Annotated in this window: 26 protein-coding genes; 15 read left to right on the top strand and 11 right to left on the bottom strand. The window is 45.1% G+C overall.

The genetic code is table 11. The features are described from left to right. Positions 1-135 precede the first annotated feature (135 nt). Entirely contained in the window at positions 136-1,050 is a 915-nt protein-coding gene (map, locus tag ACP5KC_RS03380; protein ID WP_273432989.1) for a type II methionyl aminopeptidase, read from the bottom strand. A gap of 69 nt (positions 1,051-1,119) precedes the next feature. Here map and ACP5KC_RS03385 point away from each other — a divergent pair, with 69 nt between their 5' ends. From ACP5KC_RS03385 to ACP5KC_RS03395, 3 genes are all read left to right on the top strand, one after another. Further along, the gene (locus tag ACP5KC_RS03385; protein WP_052884401.1) at positions 1,120-1,758 is read left to right on the top strand and encodes a hypothetical protein; all 639 of its coding nucleotides are present in this window, start codon (positions 1,120-1,122) and stop codon (positions 1,756-1,758) included. A 5-nt stretch (positions 1,759-1,763) separates the two neighbouring features. Further along, entirely contained in the window at positions 1,764-2,408 is a 645-nt protein-coding gene (locus ACP5KC_RS03390) for an endonuclease V (protein WP_273432990.1), read from the top strand. A gap of 269 nt (positions 2,409-2,677) precedes the next feature. Continuing rightward, the gene (locus ACP5KC_RS03395; protein WP_052884399.1) at positions 2,678-3,418 is read left to right on the top strand and encodes a DUF72 domain-containing protein; all 741 of its coding nucleotides are present in this window, start codon (positions 2,678-2,680) and stop codon (positions 3,416-3,418) included. A gap of 8 nt (positions 3,419-3,426) precedes the next feature. On the opposite strand, the gene ACP5KC_RS03400 is transcribed toward ACP5KC_RS03395, so the two are convergent. From ACP5KC_RS03400 to ACP5KC_RS03415, 4 genes are read right to left on the bottom strand one after another with little or no spacing between them, the layout of a single operon-like run. Next, the gene (locus ACP5KC_RS03400; protein ID WP_428286841.1) at positions 3,427-4,533 is read right to left on the bottom strand and encodes a bifunctional phosphoglucose/phosphomannose isomerase; all 1,107 of its coding nucleotides are present in this window, start codon (positions 4,531-4,533) and stop codon (positions 3,427-3,429) included. 30 nt (positions 4,534-4,563) lie between these two features. Next, positions 4,564-5,853, bottom strand: a complete 1,290-nt coding sequence (gene hisS, locus ACP5KC_RS03405; RefSeq protein ID WP_191118465.1) for a histidine--tRNA ligase — start codon at positions 5,851-5,853, stop codon at positions 4,564-4,566. A 4-nt stretch (positions 5,854-5,857) separates the two neighbouring features. Then, on the bottom strand, positions 5,858-6,865 hold the full coding sequence (locus ACP5KC_RS03410; RefSeq protein WP_424738342.1) for a radical SAM protein: 1,008 nt from the start codon (positions 6,863-6,865) through the stop codon (positions 5,858-5,860). Positions 6,866-6,886: 21 nt separating this feature from the next. After that, positions 6,887-8,995: a hypothetical protein gene (locus ACP5KC_RS03415; RefSeq protein WP_428286842.1), complete on the bottom strand. Its 2,109-nt coding sequence runs from the start codon at positions 8,993-8,995 to the stop codon at positions 6,887-6,889. Positions 8,996-9,101: 106 nt separating this feature from the next. On the opposite strand from ACP5KC_RS03415, the gene ACP5KC_RS03420 reads away from it, so the two are divergent. The 3 genes from ACP5KC_RS03420 to ACP5KC_RS03430 are packed head-to-tail and all read left to right on the top strand — an operon-like array spanning position 9,102 to position 10,755. Beyond that, on the top strand, positions 9,102-9,446 hold the full coding sequence (locus tag ACP5KC_RS03420; RefSeq protein WP_052884394.1) for a prefoldin subunit: 345 nt from the start codon (positions 9,102-9,104) through the stop codon (positions 9,444-9,446). Further along, positions 9,443-9,727 carry a hypothetical protein gene (locus ACP5KC_RS03425; protein ID WP_052884393.1) on the top strand — a complete coding sequence of 95 codons (285 nt, stop codon included), beginning with the start codon at positions 9,443-9,445 and terminating at the stop codon, positions 9,725-9,727. Before ACP5KC_RS03420 ends, ACP5KC_RS03425 begins: the two co-directional genes overlap by 4 nt. An 11-nt stretch (positions 9,728-9,738) precedes the next feature. After that, the gene (locus ACP5KC_RS03430; RefSeq protein ID WP_273432994.1) at positions 9,739-10,755 is read left to right on the top strand and encodes a DHH family phosphoesterase; all 1,017 of its coding nucleotides are present in this window, start codon (positions 9,739-9,741) and stop codon (positions 10,753-10,755) included. Here the strand turns inward: ACP5KC_RS03430 and ACP5KC_RS03435 are convergent. Then, complete coding sequence (locus tag ACP5KC_RS03435) at positions 10,752-11,372, bottom strand: 30S ribosomal protein S3ae (protein ID WP_191118464.1); 621 nt, start codon at positions 11,370-11,372, stop codon at positions 10,752-10,754. The genes ACP5KC_RS03430 and ACP5KC_RS03435 overlap by 4 nt on opposite strands. Before the next feature lie 121 nt (positions 11,373-11,493). Between ACP5KC_RS03435 and ACP5KC_RS03440 the strand changes: the two genes are divergently transcribed. Further along, positions 11,494-13,383 carry a DEAD/DEAH box helicase gene (locus tag ACP5KC_RS03440; RefSeq protein ID WP_273433012.1) on the top strand — a complete coding sequence of 630 codons (1,890 nt, stop codon included), beginning with the start codon at positions 11,494-11,496 and terminating at the stop codon, positions 13,381-13,383. Positions 13,384-13,392: 9 nt separating this feature from the next. On the opposite strand, the gene ACP5KC_RS03445 is transcribed toward ACP5KC_RS03440, so the two are convergent. Next, entirely contained in the window at positions 13,393-13,965 is a 573-nt protein-coding gene (locus tag ACP5KC_RS03445) for a ZPR1 zinc finger domain-containing protein (protein ID WP_052884390.1), read from the bottom strand. 55 nt (positions 13,966-14,020) lie between these two features. Here ACP5KC_RS03445 and ACP5KC_RS03450 point away from each other — a divergent pair, with 55 nt between their 5' ends. The 4 genes from ACP5KC_RS03450 to ACP5KC_RS03465 all read left to right on the top strand — a co-directional run bounded on the left by ACP5KC_RS03450 (position 14,021) and on the right by ACP5KC_RS03465 (position 16,324). Further along, positions 14,021-14,410 carry an Sjogren's syndrome/scleroderma autoantigen 1 family protein gene (locus ACP5KC_RS03450; RefSeq protein ID WP_428286843.1) on the top strand — a complete coding sequence of 130 codons (390 nt, stop codon included), beginning with the start codon at positions 14,021-14,023 and terminating at the stop codon, positions 14,408-14,410. Further along, a complete protein-coding gene (locus ACP5KC_RS03455; protein WP_273432995.1) occupies positions 14,376-15,098 on the top strand; it encodes a nucleotidyltransferase domain-containing protein in 723 nt (240 codons plus the stop codon). The genes ACP5KC_RS03450 and ACP5KC_RS03455 overlap by 35 nt, the downstream gene beginning before the upstream one ends. A gap of 163 nt (positions 15,099-15,261) precedes the next feature. Further along, positions 15,262-15,555 (top strand): hypothetical protein, encoded by a 294-nt coding sequence (locus tag ACP5KC_RS03460; RefSeq protein WP_273432996.1) that lies wholly within the window; start codon positions 15,262-15,264, stop codon positions 15,553-15,555. Then, entirely contained in the window at positions 15,536-16,324 is a 789-nt protein-coding gene (locus tag ACP5KC_RS03465) for a geranylgeranylglyceryl/heptaprenylglyceryl phosphate synthase (protein ID WP_052884925.1), read from the top strand. Before ACP5KC_RS03460 ends, ACP5KC_RS03465 begins: the two co-directional genes overlap by 20 nt. On the opposite strand, the gene ACP5KC_RS03470 is transcribed toward ACP5KC_RS03465, so the two are convergent. The 4 genes from ACP5KC_RS03470 to aspS form a co-directional block, all read right to left on the bottom strand. Beyond that, a complete protein-coding gene (locus tag ACP5KC_RS03470) occupies positions 16,284-16,487 on the bottom strand; it encodes a preprotein translocase subunit Sec61beta (protein WP_191118462.1) in 204 nt (67 codons plus the stop codon). The genes ACP5KC_RS03465 and ACP5KC_RS03470 overlap by 41 nt on opposite strands. Before the next feature lie 138 nt (positions 16,488-16,625). Beyond that, the gene (locus tag ACP5KC_RS03475) at positions 16,626-18,056 is read right to left on the bottom strand and encodes a hypothetical protein (protein WP_273432997.1); all 1,431 of its coding nucleotides are present in this window, start codon (positions 18,054-18,056) and stop codon (positions 16,626-16,628) included. A 22-nt stretch (positions 18,057-18,078) separates the two neighbouring features. After that, positions 18,079-18,360, bottom strand: coding sequence for an SWIM zinc finger family protein (locus ACP5KC_RS03480; RefSeq protein ID WP_052884384.1), 282 nt, complete (start codon positions 18,358-18,360; stop codon positions 18,079-18,081). 48 nt (positions 18,361-18,408) lie between these two features. After that, positions 18,409-19,680: an aspartate--tRNA(Asn) ligase gene (gene aspS, locus ACP5KC_RS03485; RefSeq protein ID WP_424738355.1), complete on the bottom strand. Its 1,272-nt coding sequence runs from the start codon at positions 19,678-19,680 to the stop codon at positions 18,409-18,411. A gap of 66 nt (positions 19,681-19,746) precedes the next feature. On the opposite strand from aspS, the gene ACP5KC_RS03490 reads away from it, so the two are divergent. The 4 genes from ACP5KC_RS03490 to rpsJ form a co-directional block, all read left to right on the top strand. Then, positions 19,747-20,010 (top strand): 50S ribosomal protein L34e, encoded by a 264-nt coding sequence (locus tag ACP5KC_RS03490; RefSeq protein ID WP_191118460.1) that lies wholly within the window; start codon positions 19,747-19,749, stop codon positions 20,008-20,010. 6 nt (positions 20,011-20,016) lie between these two features. After that, the gene (gene cmk, locus ACP5KC_RS03495) at positions 20,017-20,574 is read left to right on the top strand and encodes a (d)CMP kinase (protein WP_052884381.1); all 558 of its coding nucleotides are present in this window, start codon (positions 20,017-20,019) and stop codon (positions 20,572-20,574) included. Positions 20,575-20,645: 71 nt separating this feature from the next. Further along, positions 20,646-21,947 carry a translation elongation factor EF-1 subunit alpha gene (gene tuf, locus ACP5KC_RS03500; protein WP_052884380.1) on the top strand — a complete coding sequence of 434 codons (1,302 nt, stop codon included), beginning with the start codon at positions 20,646-20,648 and terminating at the stop codon, positions 21,945-21,947. Positions 21,948-22,012: 65 nt separating this feature from the next. Next, positions 22,013-22,236, top strand: a 224-nt coding sequence (rpsJ, locus tag ACP5KC_RS03505; protein WP_428286844.1) for a 30S ribosomal protein S10, incomplete at its 3' end; no start/stop codon positions are given.

Genomic DNA, 22,236 nt, shown 5'->3' on the forward strand with positions numbered 1-22,236 from the left:
AGTCCCGCGGCTTAAAAGCCGTGCCAGGCATCCTACCAGGCTGGACTACGGCCCCTCAGGCAATCTACTTTCAGAAGCTTATCTTTTTTTCGTCAAACCTACCGAAACGTTTAAAGGAAGAGTAGCGGAGGCGGGTCAGATGTCGACAAGGCTCCTGTAGAGAGATGCCGAATTTGCTAACTGGATTGCCTTTTCTTTTGTGACAATCAAGGTGTCTTCAAACTGGCTTACGAAGCCTTGAGAATCTTCGACGAGTCTAGGATAATGGTAAACTCTTTTTATGTTTACAAGTTCTTCTAGCTGCCCTCGTTCAAGTATTTTATCAACCACCCATCTCTCTGAGAAGGGTAGTCCTCCAAACTCTCTCCAAAGCGTTTCTAGCACCTCGTTAAGTGTTTCATTTTTAGGAACTTTTTTAACCGAGATCACCCTGTAAATGTTACTGGGCCCTCTCTCACTCACAAAACCTGTTCCGTCGGTCGCGAAGGGTTCAACTGCGTAGACTTCATTTTCTAGTATACGAGATGCTAAGTATTCCGGGCCTGGAACATTAGGGACGCTTTTGCCGGCATGGAGATTATATCTCTCGATTTTGTGCCCGGTTAAGTTTCTGATAGGATGAAGACCATGCGAATAGATTTTTCTAGAGATTGCCTTGGCAATGTCATTCACTCCAACCCCAGGCTTAATAGTGGAAGCTGCTTCTTCTAAAGCTTCGAGAGCAGCTTTAACATGGAGGCGAAACTTATTGTCAAAGAATATGGTCACCGCCGTATCAGCTATATATCCATCAATGTGAACTCCTAGATCGACCTTCACGATGGAGCCACGTGGGATAACTTGTTGGTCCTCAATGCTTGGAGAATAGTGCGCCGCTACATCATTGATGGATATGTTCACCGGGAAGGCTGGTTTTCCGCCCTTAGCTCTTATGAAGCCTTCCAGTTTTTCGGCTATATCTATGAGAGGCGTTCCCTCAGCTACAGTATCAATTGCTAGTTTGAGAGCCTGCCTTGCGATCTCTCCAGCTCTAAGATATTCCTCGAACATACCGTGATGCTAGCCATTCATTGCATCCAAGGTATATATTTAATATCGCGGCTGCCCCAATAAATTATTATGTCCTTAGACGAAGAAGTAATAAGGGAGAATATTAGAAAGGCCGGACAAGAATTGACGATCCTAGACGAGAGTAGGGAAGAGCTTCTCGCTCTCACCCGCGAAATAACTAGGAAAACTCGTGAAGCGATCTTTGCTATGCATAGGGGGGATTTCGAGAAAAGCATGCAGATGTTAAGGGAAGCCGAGACTCTTTTAAGAGAGGTTGAGAAATACAAGAAAGAGTCCCCTAACATTTATTACGGTGGCTCCACGCTTTCCGCTCAAGCTGAATATGTAGAGGCTACGACGCTCTTCGCGATTCTATCGCATCAAAGGATCCCGACGATCGATGAGTTGAGGGTAGAGCCACAAGCTTACCTGTTGGGTATGGGCGATCTGGTGGGAGAGATTAGGAGGAATATTTTAGACAATCTACGTAAAGACGATGTTCAGAGAGCTTGGGATCTCTTGCAGCTAATGGAGACCGTATTCTTCGAGCTAAGTAAGCTGTCGTTTCCCGAGACTCTAGCTCCAGGCTTACGTCATAAAATAGACGTTGCGCGTGCCTTGATCGAAAACACTCGAAAAGACATCTTGTTCTCGGAAAAGTCTAGTGCTCTCACGAGAATGTTTCAAAAAGCCTTGAAGGAAATATGATACCTGTGAACTTTTCAATCGAGAAGGCACGGCTCGCCCAGAAGAAAATAGCTGAAAAGGTTGTGGAGAGAGATGAAATAGAACTTCCACTGAGGCTAGCGGCGGGCGTCGATGTGGCTTATAAAAACGACAAGGCATTCGCAGCCGGTGTTGTAGTCGACGTGCAAACTCTTTCACCCGTGGAAGTCTCAGTAACAGAGGTGGAGGTGAAATTTCCATATATCCCGACGCTGCTCGCTTTTAGAGAAGTATGGCCGGCATTCAAAGCTCTCAAGGAACTGCGCTCAACATACCAGGTGCTATTCGTAGACGGCAACGGTCGCCTACACCCTTACAAGGCGGGCTTTGCTTGTCATCTTGGAGTTGTAGTAGGGAAGCCGACTATAGGAGTTGCCAAGAAGCTTTTGGTGGGTAGCGTCGAGCGATTAAGCGATAAGCTAGGGATGGTAATCTATAACGGTGAGGTTTTAGCCTACGCTGTGAAGTTAGGTCGTTCGCGGAGAGACATTTACATTAGTGTTGGAAATAAGCTGACATTGAATACGGCGTTGAAGCTCGCGATAAGTCTAACCAAGAGTAATGCTTCTCTTCCAGAGCCAATCAGACTGGCCCACATCTACGCTACGAGTGCCAGGAAGAGAAACTCCTAGGGATACCTGTGTGCTGAGAGCTCATGATGTCGATCCACGTCTATTCACAGTGCTCCATCTTTTACCTTCCAGTGCTTCTTATCAGATCGCTCCCATAACTCCTTCATAAACTCTTGTTCAAGAGCATAACCAGGAACAGTGTCAACGGGAAATGCGCTAAAGAATAGAGTAGATGTAGGAGTAATCTATGGTGGTGGAAGTGTATTGGACAGTTCTTCTAAAAATATGCGGGAATAAGTTTTTACATCTCATTCTCGTGGTAATTTCATGTGGAAATTATAATCGGAACTTGCGGTTTTTCAGGTAAAGGCGGCCGTAAAAACTATTACCAGGTTTTCAGAGCGGTAGAACTCCAGGAGACGTTTTATAGAGTGATATCGGAGGAAACATTGACGAAGTGGAGGAAAGAGAGTCCTGAGGACTTTGAGTTTACCATTAAAGCTTTCCAGGGTATAACACACCCCCCTAGTTCCCCAACGTGGAGGAGGGCCAGAGGCTTTAAAGCTACAGAGGATCACGGCTTCTTCAAACCCACCCAGCAAGTACTGTCAGCTTGGGAATACACTAAAAGAGCCGCTCATACTTTAAAGTCATCGTTTATAGTTTTCCAAACGCCTCCCAGTTTCACTCCTACAAGCGAGAATGTCAAAAACCTAGAGTTCTTCTTTAACAGGATAGAAAGGGATAATCTAGTACTAGGTTGGGAACCCCGAGGCGCTTGGTACGAAGATGAAGGGTTTTTGGCAGATACTTTAGCCAGGCATAAGCTTGTCCACGTTGTGGATCCTTTCAGGCATACTCCTCTCTCAAAGGAAAAAATCTATTATTTTCGGCTTCACGGAATAGGGAAAGGAGAGGTAAATTACTCGTACAAGTATACTGATTACGACCTTAAAAAATTGATTTCACTGATAGAGTCGCTGACTGCCTCACGCGTATATGTTTTCTTTAACAACATTCAGATGTTTGACGACGCTCTCCGTCTCAAAAAAATGATTGAGAGGTTATAGAGAAATTATCAATTGATCTCGCGATGTAATGAGAAACCGATTTTTGAATCAAGGAACTTTTTAAGCTGCGTTATTGTATCAACGGGCGTAGGATCCACGCCTAGAAGAAGAGCTAGAGCGATTGACGCCACGTCAGCTTTCATTATGAGTGAAAGTAGCTCACAAGCTCTCGTTTCACAATTTCCGTGGAGGTTGTAAAACCTTATATTGTTTTTATCGAATAAATTCTCAAGAAACTCTATACGTGCCTCCATATACTTTGGCTCTTCTCGGCCCCTCACGAAGACAACGGTAAAGCTTTTTAGTACGCCGTTCCAACCCATTATCTCGTTGTGGTTTGCCTCCGGCAGCTCGCCGAAGAATGCATGGATCTTTGAGTTTTCGTTTATCTGTGTTTTGAATCTATATGCCGGGGATAGATAGGGCGAATAACCATAGATAAGAGGCGTTAAATTATTCTGGACGTCGCTAAATAGAAGACGGGACAAGGCTAGGCCATCGCTTAAAACGGAGTCCTCTCTTTTTGCGAGTTCATCTATAGCTCTTCTTAGCTCGCCCAGAAGATCTAAGCCTAGTACTGATGAAGTCAGAGCTGCAATTGCAGCCGTAAGGTGTGGAAAGGCTGCGCGAGGAGGGATTCCAGGTGGTAAGCGAATAACAGGCTTACCCAGTTTCTCAGAAACTGCAGCCAGCTCACCTCCCGAAGTTACAGCCACAACTGGTATATTCCTTCTCAATCCTTCAAGGTAAATCCGCAGTGTTTCTTCAGTGTTTCCAGAATAGCTGACAGCAACCAGTAATTTCTTCTCGTCTATAAATCTAGGGAGCCTTACATCCCTGTTCAGTATAATGGCTTTAGAACTTCTATCAGATGCTAGATCTTGCAAAAAAAGACCGCTTATGAAAGAACCGCCCATACCGCTTATAACTACCCCATCAAACGTGGAAGGATCCGGTAAAGTCAGTTTTGAGACGTCTTCTTTATATCTTACAATACTCTCGGAAAGATACTTTGGCATGCTCAAGGCATGAATCAACATCCCAGAGCTGTCGAGTAGTTTAGCTTTCGGAGATACCAAGCTATAAATATCGTCTATACTTATTCCTGCGCCCACATGTCAAAAACACAAATGCTAGTTAAAAAATCATTGTAAAGCGACAAAATTAACAATCTCATCAAAGTCTACGGTGGTCTCGCTCCATCTTTTAAGGTTTCTCACATTAGCCTTTTTTAGCTTAACCTCTTTTTCTCCAACTATAATTGCAAAAGTAGCCCCTTTCTTAGACGCCTTCTCGAGAGCCTTTGAAAGCGAACCAGTCTCATACTCCACAATGCTTCGAATGGATCCTTTATTCCGTATCATTTCAGCTATTTTTATTGCATACTTAAGCACTTCAAGGGATTGACCTACTGGTATAACCACCGCGTCAAACGGTGATGGTGCTTGAGGGGTTTTACCCTCAGAAGCCAAAGCCTCGATAAGCCTTTCAACCCCGATAGCCATACCCGTGGCCGGTATCCTGGGTCCTCCTAGTGAACTTATAAGATCATCATATCTCCCGCCCCCCGCGATGCTGCCTATCTCGCCTCCTAGAGGTGTTTTTACTTCGAAGACGGGCCCAGTATAGTATCCGAGCCCTCTCACGATTCCAAAGTCAACGCTTACTTTTATGTTATAGGCGTCCTCAAGAATTTCTATGAGGCTCCTGAGATACTTCAGGCTTTCTATTCCTGTAGGTGTTGAAACCTCGATGTCGAGGCCTGAGGTTAGGAGTTTTTCCAAGGATCTATCCACGGATGCCTCGCTTGCTCCAAGCTTAGACAGCTCGCTGACAACGTAATCTCTACCTCTCTTATCAAGCTTGTCAAGAATCCGAAACGCCTCCTGGAGCTTCTCCCTGGGTATTCCCGAGGATATGAGTATGTCTTCGACGATCACCCTATGACTTATTCTCAAATTAAATTGTTCTAATCCTGTGTGTCTTATAGCATGATGAGCGACGGCTATTACCTCAGCGTCCCCCTCGGGTCCTGAAACACCTATAAGTTCAACGCCCGCCTGCCAAAACTCCCTGAGCCGGCCACGCTGCGGCTCTTCATACCTCCAGACGGGTTGAATATAATAAAAACGTAGAGGTTTAGGCATCTCAAGCCTTGACGCCACGATCCTAGCTATCGGTGTCGTCAACTCAAACCGAAGCCCTAAATCTCTTCCAGCTTTGTCTTTAAAAGTATAAATCTGTTCAACGACTTCTTCACCGGCTTTAGCAACCAAAACCTCTAAGTTTTCAAAAGCCGGTGTTTCTACCTCACCATAGCCATAAAGCTCGAATACACTTCTCAACTTTTCACAGACCTCTCTCATTATAAAAGTTTCATCGGGTAGTTTATCCTTAGTACCACGCGGGGGACGCAAGGATATCTGCACGGGCATCTTGTCACCACAAGAGCTTGGCAATATATATATTGTCCTTATTCCTTACAATCTCTACACGCATCTGTTGCCCTACAGGTGCTTGTCCCGTAACGCCTACAACTGTAACAACTCGGTTCCTGGAGGTAGCCAGCCATTGGCCTTTAAGCCAACCGGGGCCAACGACTTTTACCATTGCCTTCTCTCCGACCTCGAATGCTAGAGGGACTCTAGGAGCCTTCACTATCCCGAAATCTTGCGGACCAAGAATAAGTCTGATGCCATACTGTTCTTCCCAGACTCTAAGACGTTTGTAAAAATCACGCCATCGCAATGGCTTAACCCCAGGTACTTTCCTGCCATATTTATGAGCTTCATATTTTTGAATTCCAAGCGGCGGGTGTTTTTTACCAGCCCCTATCCGCAGAGCCCATTCTATTATTCGGGATATGTCTTCGTCGTTATAGCCAGGAACCCAGACAGGCGCTATCAGCAAGTCAATGCTCAGGTTTTTAGCAATATGCTCTGCGACTTTTATAACACGCTCAACGTCGAACCATGGTGTCCCAGACAACACTCTTGCTTTCTCTTTGTCTAGAGAATCTATGGAGAGGTTAATCCTGTCTAGACCTGCCTCTTCAAGCTTTTCAGCCAGCTTTTCCGTAAGTAAAGCACCGTGTGTCTCCAATGATATACTTATTGCACGACCAGTGTTCTTTAGGAGGCGTACAAGCTCAATTATTCTCGGGTGCGTTAGAGGATCCCCGACTGCATCTATGTAGGCATGGGCACTCTCAAGTTTCTTGACCTTTACTGTTTCTACAAACCATTCTACTAAATATCTCTCGTCAACCATAAATTCTGCTATTCTATTCCTAGATCTAGGACCAGCATCTACTGAGCAAAAGATGCATGAGAGTGGGCAAAAAGAAGTGGGGCGCACCTGCAAAAGATTAGTCCCCCTGTCGATTATGCCGAACGCTATATGACCTATCAGTGGAAGATTACCCGATATAGTATAAAGAGCCCTCATTTAGACCACAGCTAAATTGAACTAGAAGAATATGTCTTCCTCCTCTTCCTCCTCCTTTTTCTTCCTGAACAAGTTTTTTAGTCTCTGGATGAGTGATTCTTTTTCTTCCTCTTCTCCAGCACCTACCTCGAACATGTTTTTGAAAGCTGAGATATGTTCATGCCTCCTAAGAACAATGACTGTGGCCAATCCCAGGCTCAGAAAAATTATACCGGTAATTATTACTTGAGAAAAAGAGAGCTTTAAGAGTGGTGTGTCTATTAAGATGTCTAGAAATACTCGTACAGTGTTTTCATCGCCTTGTAAGCGCTGGATGTATACGTATGAGCCGTACTCAACGCGGAGCATGAGCTGGCTACCCGGCAAGACGGGGATGTCGGTCAGAAAAGCAGTCCCACTTTGATCTGTTACATCTGAGGCAGAGTATAAAGTCCTGTTTCCTGAGAAAAGCGTTACTGTGACTCTTGAACCTACGACGGGTCTATCAAACCAGCTCTTTACTACAACCCTTAGAGTCGTTAAGGGGGCGGTTAGCGTTATGTTGCCCGAGGCAACAGGTATAATTTCATCGATAACAGTTACACCCTTACAAACCACTGTAACTCGGGCGTCACTCTTAGGGATGCTTGGGAAGAAGGCTTGACCGCCACGTAGCCTTGTCGATAACTGTAAATTTCCAGCAGTTAGATTAAGGCTACATCCGCTTAAGGGATCACCATTCCTATCGTACACCTTAATTATTAAATCGTAAAGAGGGAGGGTTACCTGGATCGATCCGACACCACTCACCGTTGAGAAAGAAGTATATTTTATTCCGGCGTAGAGAACTTCGACCTTAACACTACTCCCCACAGGTAATACGCTGAGAGGAACTCTCTTGATACTCTCACTTCCATCTGACAAGCTCGTAGTAGTCCATAAAAGTATCTCCTTGCCGCCGGAAATATAGAATACTCGCACGCTTATATCTCGCGGTATTACGCTAGAAGCCTCAGGTTTAAATACTAAGGAAGCATAAAGAAGAGGCAACTGGACCTCGGCGCTGTCACTCGTGACGGTAAATTTCCCATCATATACGACGCCGATAAGCGTGCTTGTTATTCTAAGGTTATAGTCACCCGGAGTGGTTTGAGGAATGATAATTACGTTGCTCTCGCCCAAGGATTGATTAACTACTATTCCTATAGGAGTTCTTACTTCACCGACGAGGTCTGGCGAGACTAAAGGTTGATTATTTGCGTCGTTGAGCCTGACAAACAGGTTACGCAAGACATTCACACTAACGTTGTATTGCCAGGCCTTCTCGTCTACAATCACTGTTTTTTCTCCAATCTTTTTTCCATGAAGGTAAATACGGATCGTGTAGGGCCCGGTAAGAGCCCCCTCCAATTTCAGTTTATCATCACTCTTAAAATCTATTTTCCCCGTTAGCTTTCCGAGATAGTATACCTCGGCCGAGCCGTCAAGCCCTAATACGGAGGAGCCATCGTTCAGGCTAAAGCCAAAGTAGAGAATATTCCAAACTGGTAGTCTAACAACAGCTAAGTTCGAGGAACACGAGACTCGTAGATTGCCGGAAGCTGTAGTGTTTCCCCAATCCCCCCATCTATATATAACAGTGTATTGTATGTTACCGAAGGGAAGCCATACTGATACAGTATCGCTTGATCCACTGTTGAACAGCAGCCCAAATGTATCGACTGACAATGTATACCCTCGAAGAGGCTGTGAGGACAGTAACCCCATAACTTTGAAGTCGACCCTGGTAATATTGGCTTTTAAAGTTACCTTAGTATTGTTGACCACCGACAGGTTATAACGGGAAACAATTGATCCTAGATACTCTACTATTATACTATAATTACCTGGCGGTATTTGGAACAACTTAGTGTCCTCTCCAGCAGATGGATACGTTTCATTACCCTTTATCTCCACTCTCAAATATTTCAAATAATTTGGATCGAGTTTTCCACCATCACAAGTCAGAACAGACACCGTCACGTTGACCACACTAGAGGTATTGGCATAGAGGGGCTTGATGTTTACCGTATTAGGGGTCATTGCATTCAGACTTTCAACTAGGCTTACCAAGAAGTATAGGAATACGAGCGTGACTAGCAGTTTCCTCATCATTGAGCTCGGCTAGGCTTAATACCAGACTTCCGATAAAATAGTTGTTGTTTGAAAGTTTCCTTTTAGCAAAAACATTTTAACTTTACTCGGGAATATGAAACGTATGTCTGTGGATCAGAGTCTACTCATAAAGTATCAACAGACAGTCGACGAGCTGCGCGCAGTAGTATTGAATTTACAGCAATACAGGGCCAGACTTCTTGAAATCGAGAAAACGTTAAAAGAGCTAGAAAAAACACCCGACCAGTTTGTCTACAAGGCTATGGGCGGGATCCTTATGAAGACTCCTAAGGATGAGATCCTCAAGGATCTTTCATCCGAGAAAGAGCTCCTACAGGTTAGGATAGAGGAGTTCTCTAAGCGGGAAAAAATGTTGCGTGAAAGGGCTAGTTCGCTTGAGAAGCAGTTGAAATCAACGCTCACTAGTCCAGGTGGTACGGCTCAGTGAGCAACGATGCTCTCCAAGGTCTCCGAGAGGCTCTAGACAGGCTTATAGAACGCGTTTCGAAGCGTGTCGAGGAAGAGTTTTCTCACGACCCTAGCCTTCAGGTGACTATCACAGCTTTTCTAGGTGAAGACTGGCCATACGAGCTCTTGATAGAGGTAGAGGCGCGCTCTAGAGTTTATAATAGCGACTATATTAGGAGAGTTCTTGAAAGAATACTTGACGAGGAGTTAGGAAAAGCGGAAGAGGAGCTTAAAGGAATAGGGCTCAGAGTATTGTCTTAAGGGTGTAAAGTTTGAACCAACGAGTAAGCGAGGCAGCTTATTATTTTTCATCCTTAAAGGGAGCAAGGGCCTTGATAATCACTCACCGAAACGCCGATCCCGACGCAATAGGTTGTGCTTATGTCCTCCAAAGCATCTCCACCACGCTTGGTTTTGAAGCCGAAGTATGCCTACCTGAAGGGCCCGACAGGCTGTCTAAGAGGATACTCAATTCTCTTCGGGTACCGTGGCAGGAAGACTGTGACACAGCTGACCTTCTAGTTATCTGCGATACTTCAAACAAAATGATGCTAGGGGGAGCGGCTAGCTTAATCGACAAGGCAAAAGAGATAATTATTATTGATCACCATAGTCCTCCGGGAAACCTGATTTCCAAGGCTAGTTATAGCTTAATAATTGGAGAGCCCTCTGCAACAGTGATAGCTGTTCTTCTAGCGGACGCTCTGAAAGTTCGTCTCACGAAAGAGATTTCCACTATTGCTCTCTCGGGAATTCTTTACGATACACGTAGGTATCTTTCCACGACGCCAAACACCTTCCTAGCTTCCAAGATACTCCTGGAAGAAGAAGGTGACTATGACATGGCTCTAAAGTTGCTAGAATTTCCAGAAGATCGATCAGAGATTATTGCCAAGCTTAAAGGCGTTCAGAGGGCAAGCATACTCGACATATGCGGCTACCTGGTAGCTGTGACGGAAGCGAGTGCCCACGAGGCCGCCGTGGCTAAAGCTCTCGTCTCTCTTGGTGTGGATCTTGCGATAGTTGCTGGCGGACATGAGTTTTCACGTACAAGTATACGAGTTTCAAACAGGCTCCTCGAAAAGGGTTTTGATAGCTCAAAGCTTGTAGCAGATGTGGCAACTAGCCTAGAAGCTGAGGCAGGGGGTCACCCTGGAGCATCTGGGATCAGTATATACAAGAGGGGTATAAAGCCGAATATAATACGAAATGAGTCTTTAAGACGCCTATTGTGGCATTCAGTTGAACTTTTAAACGAGATTTGCAGGAAAGAAGCTCTAGGACTCTAGGCCTTAACTTGAAGGCTCTCGGGTTTTGTTAATGGGATCTCGAATGTATTGGTGAGAACCTTAATCTTCCTAATCTCAGCTTTTTTTAATGGATAGATCTTTCTTGCATTCACCTCTATTTCTGATGCTATATTTCCAAGGACTGCCTGCTGGATAAAGGTGTCAAAATCGAGTTGGCTTGCCTTCTCCTCTATCAGTTGAAACATTATTTTCCTAATGGCTTTTCTCTGTGAAGTTTTCACCCTCGTTATTGTAACAGCCATTCCCATGACTCTGAGCTTTACACCATCTTTTGTTTGAACGTCTATGATCGCATCGATCCTGGAGGTTCCCCTCCTTACAAGGCTCCTGATATAGTCTCGCGTCAGTTCCATCAGCTTAAGCTGAGTATATGCCGTTGTACCTTCTACTTTGACTATTTGGAACTTAAGCTTTATGTGAAGTTGAGAGGGATCCTTGGTTATATCATAAAAGCTGACTTCGACTGTCCTCCCGATAGTTTTCTCAGGTTCGTTCGCCGGAATACTTCCTAGATCAGCGAAGCCGAAAGCCTTCGGGGCCAGTACCCGAACCCAGCTCTTCATTGCCCATTTATCTCGAGTTTTCCTTGTGCTCACGACACAAACCCTTGCTAGCCTACATTCAAACTCATTTAAATTTTCCGTTAATCGGCGAGCTTATATCTGGGGGAAGTATTTTACTTTCGGCCGATGAAGAAGGAGGTGATCTGTGACTTCCATGGTGAACGATGACGACAAAAAGCTGAGGCTCTACTTTAAAAATAAAAAGGGTCTAAGCCGGTATGAGTTTGAAGAGTTTCTGGCTAGTGCTAGAAAAATAGCTGTCTTCAACCCGGACGACAAGACATGGGTCGCTGTTCCGCAGAAGATAAATGAGTTGAATAGAAGCGAACTCGAGGCAACTCTACATGTACTCCGAAGATTCTCCACGCTAAACGAAGATCAGGTTCGAGAAATATTGTTAATTCATACTTCACAGAGAGAACACGTTGGCTCAAAAGATTCTCTTATTCTAACAGAGTTTTTACAGATAAGAGGATCTAAAGAGGTCTTGGATAAGATAATAAGGGATGAAAAATTATCCGAATTTTTGGAGATAAAGTATGGGAGAATTTATCTAAAGTCGCTGGTAAACTTATCCGTTTTCACTGAACTCCTGCATAAAGAGCATGGGATTAGGCTAGAACATGATCCGGACTTGATGACGGTAAAAGTTTCGCGCAAGGATGCAGTGCTTCAGATTCAGTTTAAAGTCGTGGACCGGACTTTATCTAAAATATTGTTGGATGAAGGGGTCTTAACTTACAATATTGAAAAACCAATACTAGGTCCTAATAACGAGTACCAAGGCTCTGAACTAGTGACTAGGACTTTTCGTGTGTCAAAGTGGAATTGGATCGAAAAGACGTTAGTAGCCCCTATCGCGCTAATTGACAAATATATCGCTAAGCTCCAAAGCCTCGGATTCAAAGTCGAGACGCTTATAGAGGAGAAGCCTTCTTTTTCGCTTACCTTGAACAAGGCTTTTTCGCTCCTACCACATCAGCAGGAAGCGCTTGAGCTATGGATGCGCCGTAAAAGGGGAACCATAGCTATTTTCACCAGAGGAGGAAAATCATTCATAGCTCTGGAAGCCATTTATAGGCTGCGAAAGCCAACTCTAATTCTCGTTACCACACAAGAGCTTATGACGACTTGGCTTGACTATCTCGAAAAATATTTAGGGCTTCCCAGACGTTTTGTAGGAATCTTAGGCGCGGGTGAACAGAAGATTAGGGAGATAACGATTGCAACATACACAAGTGCTGTAAAATACATAGACCACATTAAAGATAAATTTGAACTAGCCATCTTTGATGAGGCTCACCACGTCCCGGCTACAACATTCAAGAACGTGGCTATAAGACTGGACTCGCTCTATAGGCTCGCCCTTTCAGCGACTCCTACTCGCAGAGATAACAACCACAATTTACTCTACGAGCTCTGCGGAGAACTGCTTTACACTCTCTCTTACGAAGACCTCGTAAGGCTTAAAGTAGTCGCCCCCATAGAGGAGTACCGCTCGTACTTCGTACAGAGCGAGGAGGAAAAATTGGCAAAACTTGTAGAGATTTTGAACACTTATCCTTCAGCCAAAACTCTAGTGTTCACCCAATACCTGAAGACAGCTGAGAAGATATATTCCAGTCTACGTGAGAGGGGTTACAAGGTCGTAATGATTACCGGAGAAACCCCCACAGCTAAGAGAGAGCTTGTATTCAAGGATTTCCTTGAAGGGAGAGCCAACATAATCGTCTCCACAACTGTTCTTGACGAGGGAATAACTGTTCCAGATGCAGAGATAGCCGTAATATTTGAGGGAAGTGGCGAGGTGCGACAGATGATACAGCGTATAGGGAGGGTACTAGGATACCAGCCAGGAAAAACATCAAAGGTATTCGAGATAGTAAACATATCTGACCCCCATGAAAAATACGCGTATATTAGGAGGTCCTGGGTACGCGAACTCTACTTATTTAAAGGCTTGGATAAATACGTAAGGGCTGTTAAGAACGGAAAAATAGATGAAATAAAGTCAAGCTATCAAAGGAGACTAGACACATTCTAGCGCAGGCAATTATTCGACTTCTTCCGTGATAACTAATATATTCTTTCCTTCAGGCAAGAAGAGACTTAACCCATTAACATCCTCTAAGATCACGGTAAACCCCCCTTTCTGTTGCTCTATTATTTCTTCAAGCACTCGCTCAGCGCTGCTCGTGTCTACCTCCTTATCAAGAACTTTCAGCCTCTTCAAGGCGTCAAGGAAGAGATAAAGCAAGCCCTCAATATTTGTTACAAACATTTCAGCATCTATGCCAGGCTCTACCTCAAGTCCAAGCTCGGGAATCAATATCCTAGTCGTAGGAGAGCGAACAACTTTAACCCTAAAGTCTTCAGGAGCCTCTACCTTCATGTAAAGCCTTGTATGCCTGCGATACTCTAAGGGGATTATGTCATTCCTCTTATAGCCGCACTTTGAGCACTTCTTGCTAATAATTAAAACTTTCCCCAGCATGGGTATCTCGTACTCGGCCTCTGTGACATTGAGGGGCCCCCCACAGAAGGGACACACCATTGTAAACTCGCCAACTTTCCTGCCGAAATTGGTTACTTTATCGATGTTTTGTAGTTTGTCCAGGCTCCCCATACTTACACAATAAATTTAGCTGGGCTGGCAGGATAAAAAATATAGGTGTTCCGGATTGGCAGAGGAGGAAAAAGTAGTCCTAGCAAAGATGGCTTCTCTGTTGAAGTCTGGGGCCACAATGCTGGATAAGACTTGCCCTTATTGCAATGTACCACTGTTCCGTTTGAAGTCAGGAGAAGTTATATGTCCTAAGTGTGGTCAAAAGTTCATTCTTGTTATGAGCGATGAAGAGGAGTTACGTGCGCGCTCTGGGCTTGTGCTACAGTCTTTGGAGCAAACCGTTGTAGAGAAACTTCAGATTCTGCAAAATAGCCTTAGTGTTGTCTCCAGTCCTGAAGATATGTACGAGATTGGAAAGGCCATAATGATGCTATTGCAAATACTTGAGACTTCTTATAAAGTGAAAGCCCTTGCCAAAAATACTGCCGGTAAAGTTCAGGGATAGAAGGCCAGTTGTCTATTCTGAGTCTACTTGGAAGCTTTTAAACTCTCTAAGAGCGAAAGCGCTTCAAGTGCTTAAAGCCTTGGAAAATTTAGAAGAGAAACCCTTGGTGATAGGCAGTCTGGCCAGGGGGGATGTAACCCCTTCGAGCGACATAGACATTTTTTACATGAGATATGTTCCTAGCTGGCGGATAGCCCTATCCCTAGAGCAGGCTGGATACGATATTCTACTTTATCGAATAGTACAAGCTACCCCACAAACGTCTCCTAGATTTACGGCTGTAGTTGAAGAAAATGTCGAGATTTCCGTCCCACTCTCGAAGCTCAAGAAAACAGAAGAAGAGTTCCCATTTTTTGCGGGTGCCGTCAGTATGCGCCAAATTGTGGACGGGGTACGGGTTAGGGGGGTTAACAAGCAACTATTGTTTATAGAACCGACAGGCTATGGGCATGAGGAGTGGTCTATCATAGGCAGGGAAAAAGAGGCTGCGGAAATGTTAGGTATCTCGATTGAAACTGTTCTTGAGCGTGTAGCAATGCGCGAGAAACGTGCACGCGAAGGTAGAACAGGATTTTTCATAAATGTTGAAATCCCAGGAGAAGAAAATCCTGAAAGCATTGCATGTAAACTTGCTCGCCAAAATGCTATTATGAGAAGGGCCATTGAGGGCCTAATAGATTGTGAGTAATTGTAGGTGCATTTTTGTAATACAATCTCCTAAAAGCCGTTGTCAGGGGAAGCGGATACATATTGATCTTCTCTTTTGTGATTTTGTGAATATAATTTGAATACAGGAATTAACGGCATAAACTTATATTCTTCATCTAATTCGCATATCTTAGGCTAGAGATATGGGAAGACGACGTAAACGGTCACGTCCACGCTTGGTACCCAAGAGGAAGCTTCCAACGGTGTTTCAATGTCCGGCGTGTGGTGCAACCGCAGTGAGTGTTAGTGTGTTGAAAGGTAAGGAGAAGAAGGTTATTGTGACGTGTGCTAATTGTGGTTTGAGAGGTGAGTACGAGTATAACCAGTATCTCCATCCTGTAGACTACTTCAGCAGGTTTTTAGACGATTATGAAGCTGGAAAACTTACTGTGATCTCAAAACAGGGGGATGAGAATAATGCGGAAAACGAAGGTTAGGGATTATCTGCTACAGCTACTCAAAGATAAAGGCGCTATTCACATGACGCTCATCGACCCAGATAAGACTTCTTCAGAAAAAGCCGCCCGTATAGCGGTTGAAGCAGTTGAGGCTGGAACATCTGCTATAATGGTCGGAGGAAGCATCGGGGTCTCTGAAAGTATGACCGATGAAGTTGTACTTGCCATTAAAAATTCGACGAATGTTCCTGTAATACTCTTCCCTGGGACTCCTTCGGCACTCAGTCGCCACGCAGACGCTGTATGGTTTATGTCTGTCCTCAACTCTCAGAATCCCTATTTTATTACTGGAGCCCAGATGCAGGGTGCACCAATAGTCAAGAGGTATGGACTGGAGGCTCTCTCCTTGGGCTATATCATATTAGGGTCGGGTGGCGCCGTCTCCCTAGTAAGCTATACAAGGCCTCTCCCCTTTGAAAAACCTGATGTGGTTGCAGCATATGCGCTTGCAGCAGAGTATATGGGATTTAGCTTTGTTTATCTTGAAGGGGGTTCTGGAGCGGATCCTATTCCTCCGATAGTAGTAAGGACTGTTCGAAAAACCGTCTCACTGCCGATAATAGTCGGGGGCGGCATACGGGAGCCGGAAACGGCGAGAGAGCTTGTTATGGCTGGTGCAGATATTATAGTTACCGGAACGCTCGTCGAAGAGGTTGATAACGTTAAGAAGAGACTTCATCCCATAATAACTGCTATTGAGGAGGGAGTTACGGCCCGAAAATTCCAAGATGAGCCATCACGACGATAAGCGCTAGAAGGAAAGTACCTGCAACAACAAACTCAGGTCTAATCTTTATCCCCCCAATGTCCTCTTCGTAGAATGTCAAGAGACCGGCTGCCGGGAGAGCTGTTGGTTTCCTCTCTTTCTCGCCTTTTCGGCTTTTCTTACTTTTTGACCCGCTCTTACTCATAAAAACCCCGAACTCTTCAAAAGAGAGGCAATGTATAAGCATTTCGCTATGCTATTATTTCCTCATAAGACGACAATAAGACGACTAATAGTCGATGACGTGCTGGTTTTATTCAAGTATAGGTAAGGAAGACACAACCTAGCCATTAAAAATGACATCTCTAACTATAAGCGGTTGTCGATAACCTCCAGGAAGCATCATCCCTTTGAGTATAACCTCGCTTCCTTGAAGCTCTTCGGTAAGATAAGATATAAGTAAGTCTAGGGTGCTTGGCGAGAATTCACACGCTTCCTCTGGGGGCATCGCGAAAATCTTCTTGAAAACTACAGGGTCATTACATATGCCTCTTCTTGTCGAAGTTCCATCGTCGAAGAGAAAATTCATGTGAAAGAGTGGCTTTCCCTCTACACACCTAACACGGGCGCTCCACGAAAGAATTACAGCTCTATTCAAGACAAAGGTCTGTATTCCAATGAATTTCGAAAATTCGTATCGCGGGGGCTTTTTTAACTGTTCTCCAACAATTACCTTGAGACAGGGCGTTTCCCTATAATATCCTTCAGAGGAACGTGCTCCCACGATTTCACAGGTATGATCTAGTCCAATAGTGAACTCCACTAGTGGTTTATCATGGGAGACAACTAGAGAATCTATCGTCTCCCTGCCACCACTCAATAGTCTTAGGTAAACTCTTCCTCCCTCTTTCCGGAAGAGGACATAGCCCAATACATCGGCTTTAAAACCAAAAAAATCGTTAGCCATGGCCCTGCGGCAGTTGAAAGGTTTTTGTTTTTCAAGATCCTCATCGAGGACTTCTAGGGACGATGCATCACATTGCGCAAAGCTTATATCACCCATTGTGAACTCTCGACAACCACTAAAAACAATGAAATGATTTTCGAGGGGGGATACGTTAAAAGGAGTAAGCACGGCCACTGGAGAACAATTCGTATCCATGCCTAAGATGCATTTTTTGTTGTCAATTGAAATCACTCTAATTGTCTTAACTAGTCGCGTCCCAGGATTATACTTGTCAATATACTGGAGTAGCTCATCCAATTCCAGCTTGGAAACGAGCTTTATCGAGGAGTTTTTCTCGAAGAAGATTTCGTTCTTGTCGCGGTACTTCCTCACGGAAACCTTAAGGAGTCGTACCCTCGCTCCAATATTTAGTAGATCGTAGTATTTTTCCACATTTTCCTCCCACACCACCCCCCAGATTATACCGCTTTCATCAGCCAAGGCGTAACGGAAATATCTTTTCCCATTGGCTAGCCTCCTTATACCTGAATTGAAGACGATTATACCTTCAACATCGACACCTCTAAACCCCGCGGCGAGATCCCTAATCTTAAGAGTTGTAAGCGATGCGGGCGCGACTTCTCGCGATAAAACTACCCCTAGCTCTTTAGCCAGCATCAATGCTGCAGCATCCCGACGAATTATCTCGCCAAACTCCCTGACTTTTTCCTCGATCATCTCCTCTATTTTCTCCCGTGTCAGCTGGGGTCTTGCTTTAAGTATATCCTGGATGATCCTTTCGATTTCATCTTTTTCTTGCGAAGACATGATCCAACCTAAGTAATATCCTTCAAAGCGAGGCTAAAAACGATTTATAAAATTCTTCAAATGAGACTTTTTCTCTTTTAAGTTCAATTCCCTCTTTTATAGCTAGTTCCACAGCAAGCATATGGTAACAAGCCTTTGATTTTTCACGATAAACCGCGTTGAAGAGGAAGTCCTCGCATGAACAAAATAAACCCGGGATTACAATGTAGGAACGCCTCCTATCCTTGCTCTCCACCATATATACTTCAACATCAACGTTTTCCCGTACATTCTCAACTATTACCTGCTTGACCCTTCCCTCCATTAACGCCTTTCGAGCACGCATAAGGTTTCTTGAGGACAAATCTAACCCCTAAGGAATCAGTCTGAAACGATCTCTTGGAAATAATACCACTTCTCGTATATTAGAAAGGCCAAGAAATGTCATAAGGAGCCTGTCGAGTCCAAGCCCAAATCCGCCATGGGGAGGCATACCGTACATGAAGGCTTTTATATAGAATGAAAACTCCTCGAGGCTGAGACCCTTAGCCTTCAGGTTTTGAACCAGCTCATGGTACCTGTGTTCTCGCTGTCCTCCAGAGGCAACCTCGATGCCTTTTATATCTAAGTCAAATGACTTGCTCAAATTGTCGCCTTCACGCATGATGTAGAATGGTTTTGCATCCCAAGGGTATTTCGTGATGAAATAAATTGGAGTACCTTTAGCGGAGAGGTATTCGCCTAGGCTCTTCTCTGCCTGCGTGTCTAGATCTTCCCCCCACTGTATATTATATCCTATGCTATTTAAAATGTCAATAATCTCACTGTATGTTATCCTAGGTATCGAGGAAGGGGGGTCTATAAGCGAGAGCCCTACGGTTTTCAGCATGTCTCCGACCTCCATCCTTAAATAGTTGATTGATGCCCCGATGAACTCTTCAAGGACTTTCATCACATCCTCTTCGTCCTCTATGAAACCCATCTCAACGTCCAACCCCCAGCTCTCGTTGAGGTGTCTAGGCGTGCTAAACTTCTCAGCCCTGAAGTATGGGGTTATTTCGAATACTCTTGGAACACCGCACATCAACATTTGCTTGTAGAGCTGCGGGCTCTGGGAGAGATAGGCTTTCTGGCCAAAATAGTCGACAGTGAATAGCGTAGCGCCCCCCTCGGCACCTGCGCCTACGAGCTTAGGCGTGTGTACCTCTAAGAAGCCATTTTTCGCGAAAAATTCCCGTGTAAACTCAACTAGTTTGGCACGAGCTATAAAAACAGCTCTGAATCGAGGTAGACGAAGGGCGAGGTACCTGAAATCCACGTAAAGGTCAAAGCTCGCTGGAGTTTTCCCTGTAAGATCAATCGGAGGCAACTCTATGGGCTCTGAAAGTACAGTAATTGCTTTGGCTTGGAGCTCACGTCCTTTTCTGCTAACGATAACATCGGGAAAAACACCCTCTACCCTTACCGCCGAACCAATCTTCACGGACGAAGCCTTACTCCATGTCTCGGCATCCACACTGTCTCTTTTCACAACGACGGTAACAGGTGATATAGAAAGATCGTCTATAACCTCAATGAACGTTATTTTTCCAACAGTCTTAACGTTTGATACCCAGCCTTCAACAACCCCAGCTTTTTCACTCATCCCTCGACACCGACGGTTACCCGAAAATTTCTTAAATTCATGCACATAAAGCCTTTGGTGCTCCTGATGGTTAGACCCAGCCTAAGGTCACGTACAAAGAAGCGTAGACATGTCAGAACACCTGGGGGGCGCCTTGTACTGAGAGTTATGGACAAGAAGCATGACTACCCAAAATGCGCTGTTTGTGGCATGCCTCTCCAAGGAATACCCAGGCTGACCTTGAAAGAAGAGCGAAAAGGTGTAAAGATGCCAACCAGAGCCTTTGGTGGCTATCTCTGCCATAGGTGCTTAAAGCTGGGCATTAAGGTCTCAGTTCGTACGAGAGCCTGATAAGCCGTGCCCTGCGTAGTTATAGCTGTAAGTGGGACGCCAGGCAGTGGGAAAACAACGTATTCTCGTTTTATCTCCGAGTACTATGGTTTGCGCTACGTGTCAAGCGGGCATCTCTTCAGGGAGATCGCCAGGGAGCGAGGGATAGACTTTCTCCAACTGCATAGGGAAGCTGAGAAAAACATGGAGATAGACATGATGATAGACCAGAAAGCTATTATAGAAGCTCTGTACGGAGGGGTAGTTGTTGAGGGACACCTCGCAGTATGGGTTCTCAAGGACATAGCTCACATTAAAGTTATTTTCGATGCACCGCGAGAAGTCAGGGCTGAGAGAATAGCTAAACGGGATGGCATAAGTTTCGAGGAGGCTCTTGAGGAGATTATTCAACGCGAGAAAAGCAACTATGAGAGAGCCTTAAAGTACTATGGGCTCAACATCAGGGATTATAGTGTAGCGGATCTCGTTGTCTCTACCCAGCACCTACCACCTGAAGCTATCAAGAGAGTGGTATCCACATATATAGACGCATACAGGGAGAAGTATCCTCAGCTATTTGCGTAGAAACATCGAGGCTAGCTAGATAAATTTTTATAATTCTCACTACCTACAATTACGCTGAAATAGGTGAGACAATGTCTGAGAAGAAGCCACACCTTAATCTAGTGGTAATCGGTCATATAGACCACGGAAAGAGCACCACCATGGGTAGACTCCTCTATGAAATTGGTGCCGTAGACCCCAGAACAATCCAGCAATACGAGGAAGAAGCAAAGAAGCTTGGCCGGGAGTCCTTTAAGTACGCTTGGGTTCTCGACAGGTTGAAGGAGGAGCGCGAGCGCGGAATAACAATAGACTTGGGCTTCTACAAATTCGAGACAAAGAAGTACTTCTTCACGCTTATCGACGCTCCTGGACACCGTGACTTCGTCAAGAACATGATTACTGGAGCAAGCCAGGCTGATGCTGCAATTCTGGTCGTGTCTGCTAAGGAGGGTGAGTTCGAGGCCGGTATAAGTCCGGCTGGTCAGACGCGAGAGCACATTTTCCTCGCCAAGACAATGGGTGTCGACCAGCTCGTGGTAGCCATAAACAAGATGGATACTGTGAATTATAGCCAGCAGAGATACGAGGATATCAAGAACCAGCTCTCAAGGCTATTGAGAATGGTCGGCTATAAGCTTGAAGAGATACACTTTGTACCAATCTCCGCTTGGGAAGGAGTCAACATAGTTAAACGCTCACCCGAGAAAACTCCATGGTACAACGGTCCCTCCCTCTACGAGGCTCTAGACACCTTTAAAGAGCCTCCACGACCCATCGACAAGCCACTAAGAATTCCAATCCAGGACGTCTACTCCATCAAAGGCGTTGGAACAGTTCCTGTAGGCAGGGTTGAGACAGGCGTTCTCAGGGTCGGCGACAAGATAATAATAAACCCGCCAAAGGCTGTGGGAGAAGTAAAATCCATCGAGACACACCACACTCCTATTCAGGAAGCAATACCCGGCGACAACATAGGCTTTAACGTGAAGGGTGTCGAGAAGAGTCAGATCAGGCGCGGCGATGTTGTCGGTCCCACAACTAACCCACCCACAGTAGTGGACGAGTTTATAGGACGTATCTTCGTACTGTTCCACCCGACGGCGATAGCAGCAGGCTATACCCCGGTACTACACGTTCACACCGCAACGGTTCCTGTGACCTTTGAGGAACTACTCCAGAAACTAGATCCCAGGACAGGTAGCGTCGCAGAGGAGAAACCTCAGTACATCAAACAAGGCGACTCAGCTATCGTAAGGTTCAAGCCTAGAAAGCCAGTGGTCGTCGAGAAATACTCTGATTTCCCGCCACTGGGCAGGTTTGCGGTACGCGACTCTGGCAGAACTATAGCGGCTGGAGTAGTCATAGACGTTAAAAAGGCCGAAGGATACTAGTAGCCGTCTTTTAGAGATAAAATTTTTATACTATACGGCCTTCACCTTTTTGCCTGTGATGCTGTATGCCAACCAAGGTTCGCATCCGTCTCTCAAGCACATCTGTCGAAGACCTAAACGCAGTATGCAAAGATATAGTTGAGATAGCCAAGAGAACAGGCGTTAAGATCCGTGGCCCTATCCCCCTGCCCGTCCAGGTAGCAAGGGTCGTCACAAGACGCGCGCCCTCAGGTCAAGGATATGAAACCTTCGATAGGTTTGAGCTCAGAATACATAAAAGGCTCATAGA

This window comes from Infirmifilum sp. (assembly GCF_049970975.1).
GTDB classification, from domain to species: domain Archaea; phylum Thermoproteota; class Thermoprotei; order Thermofilales; family Thermofilaceae; genus Thermofilum; species Thermofilum uzonense.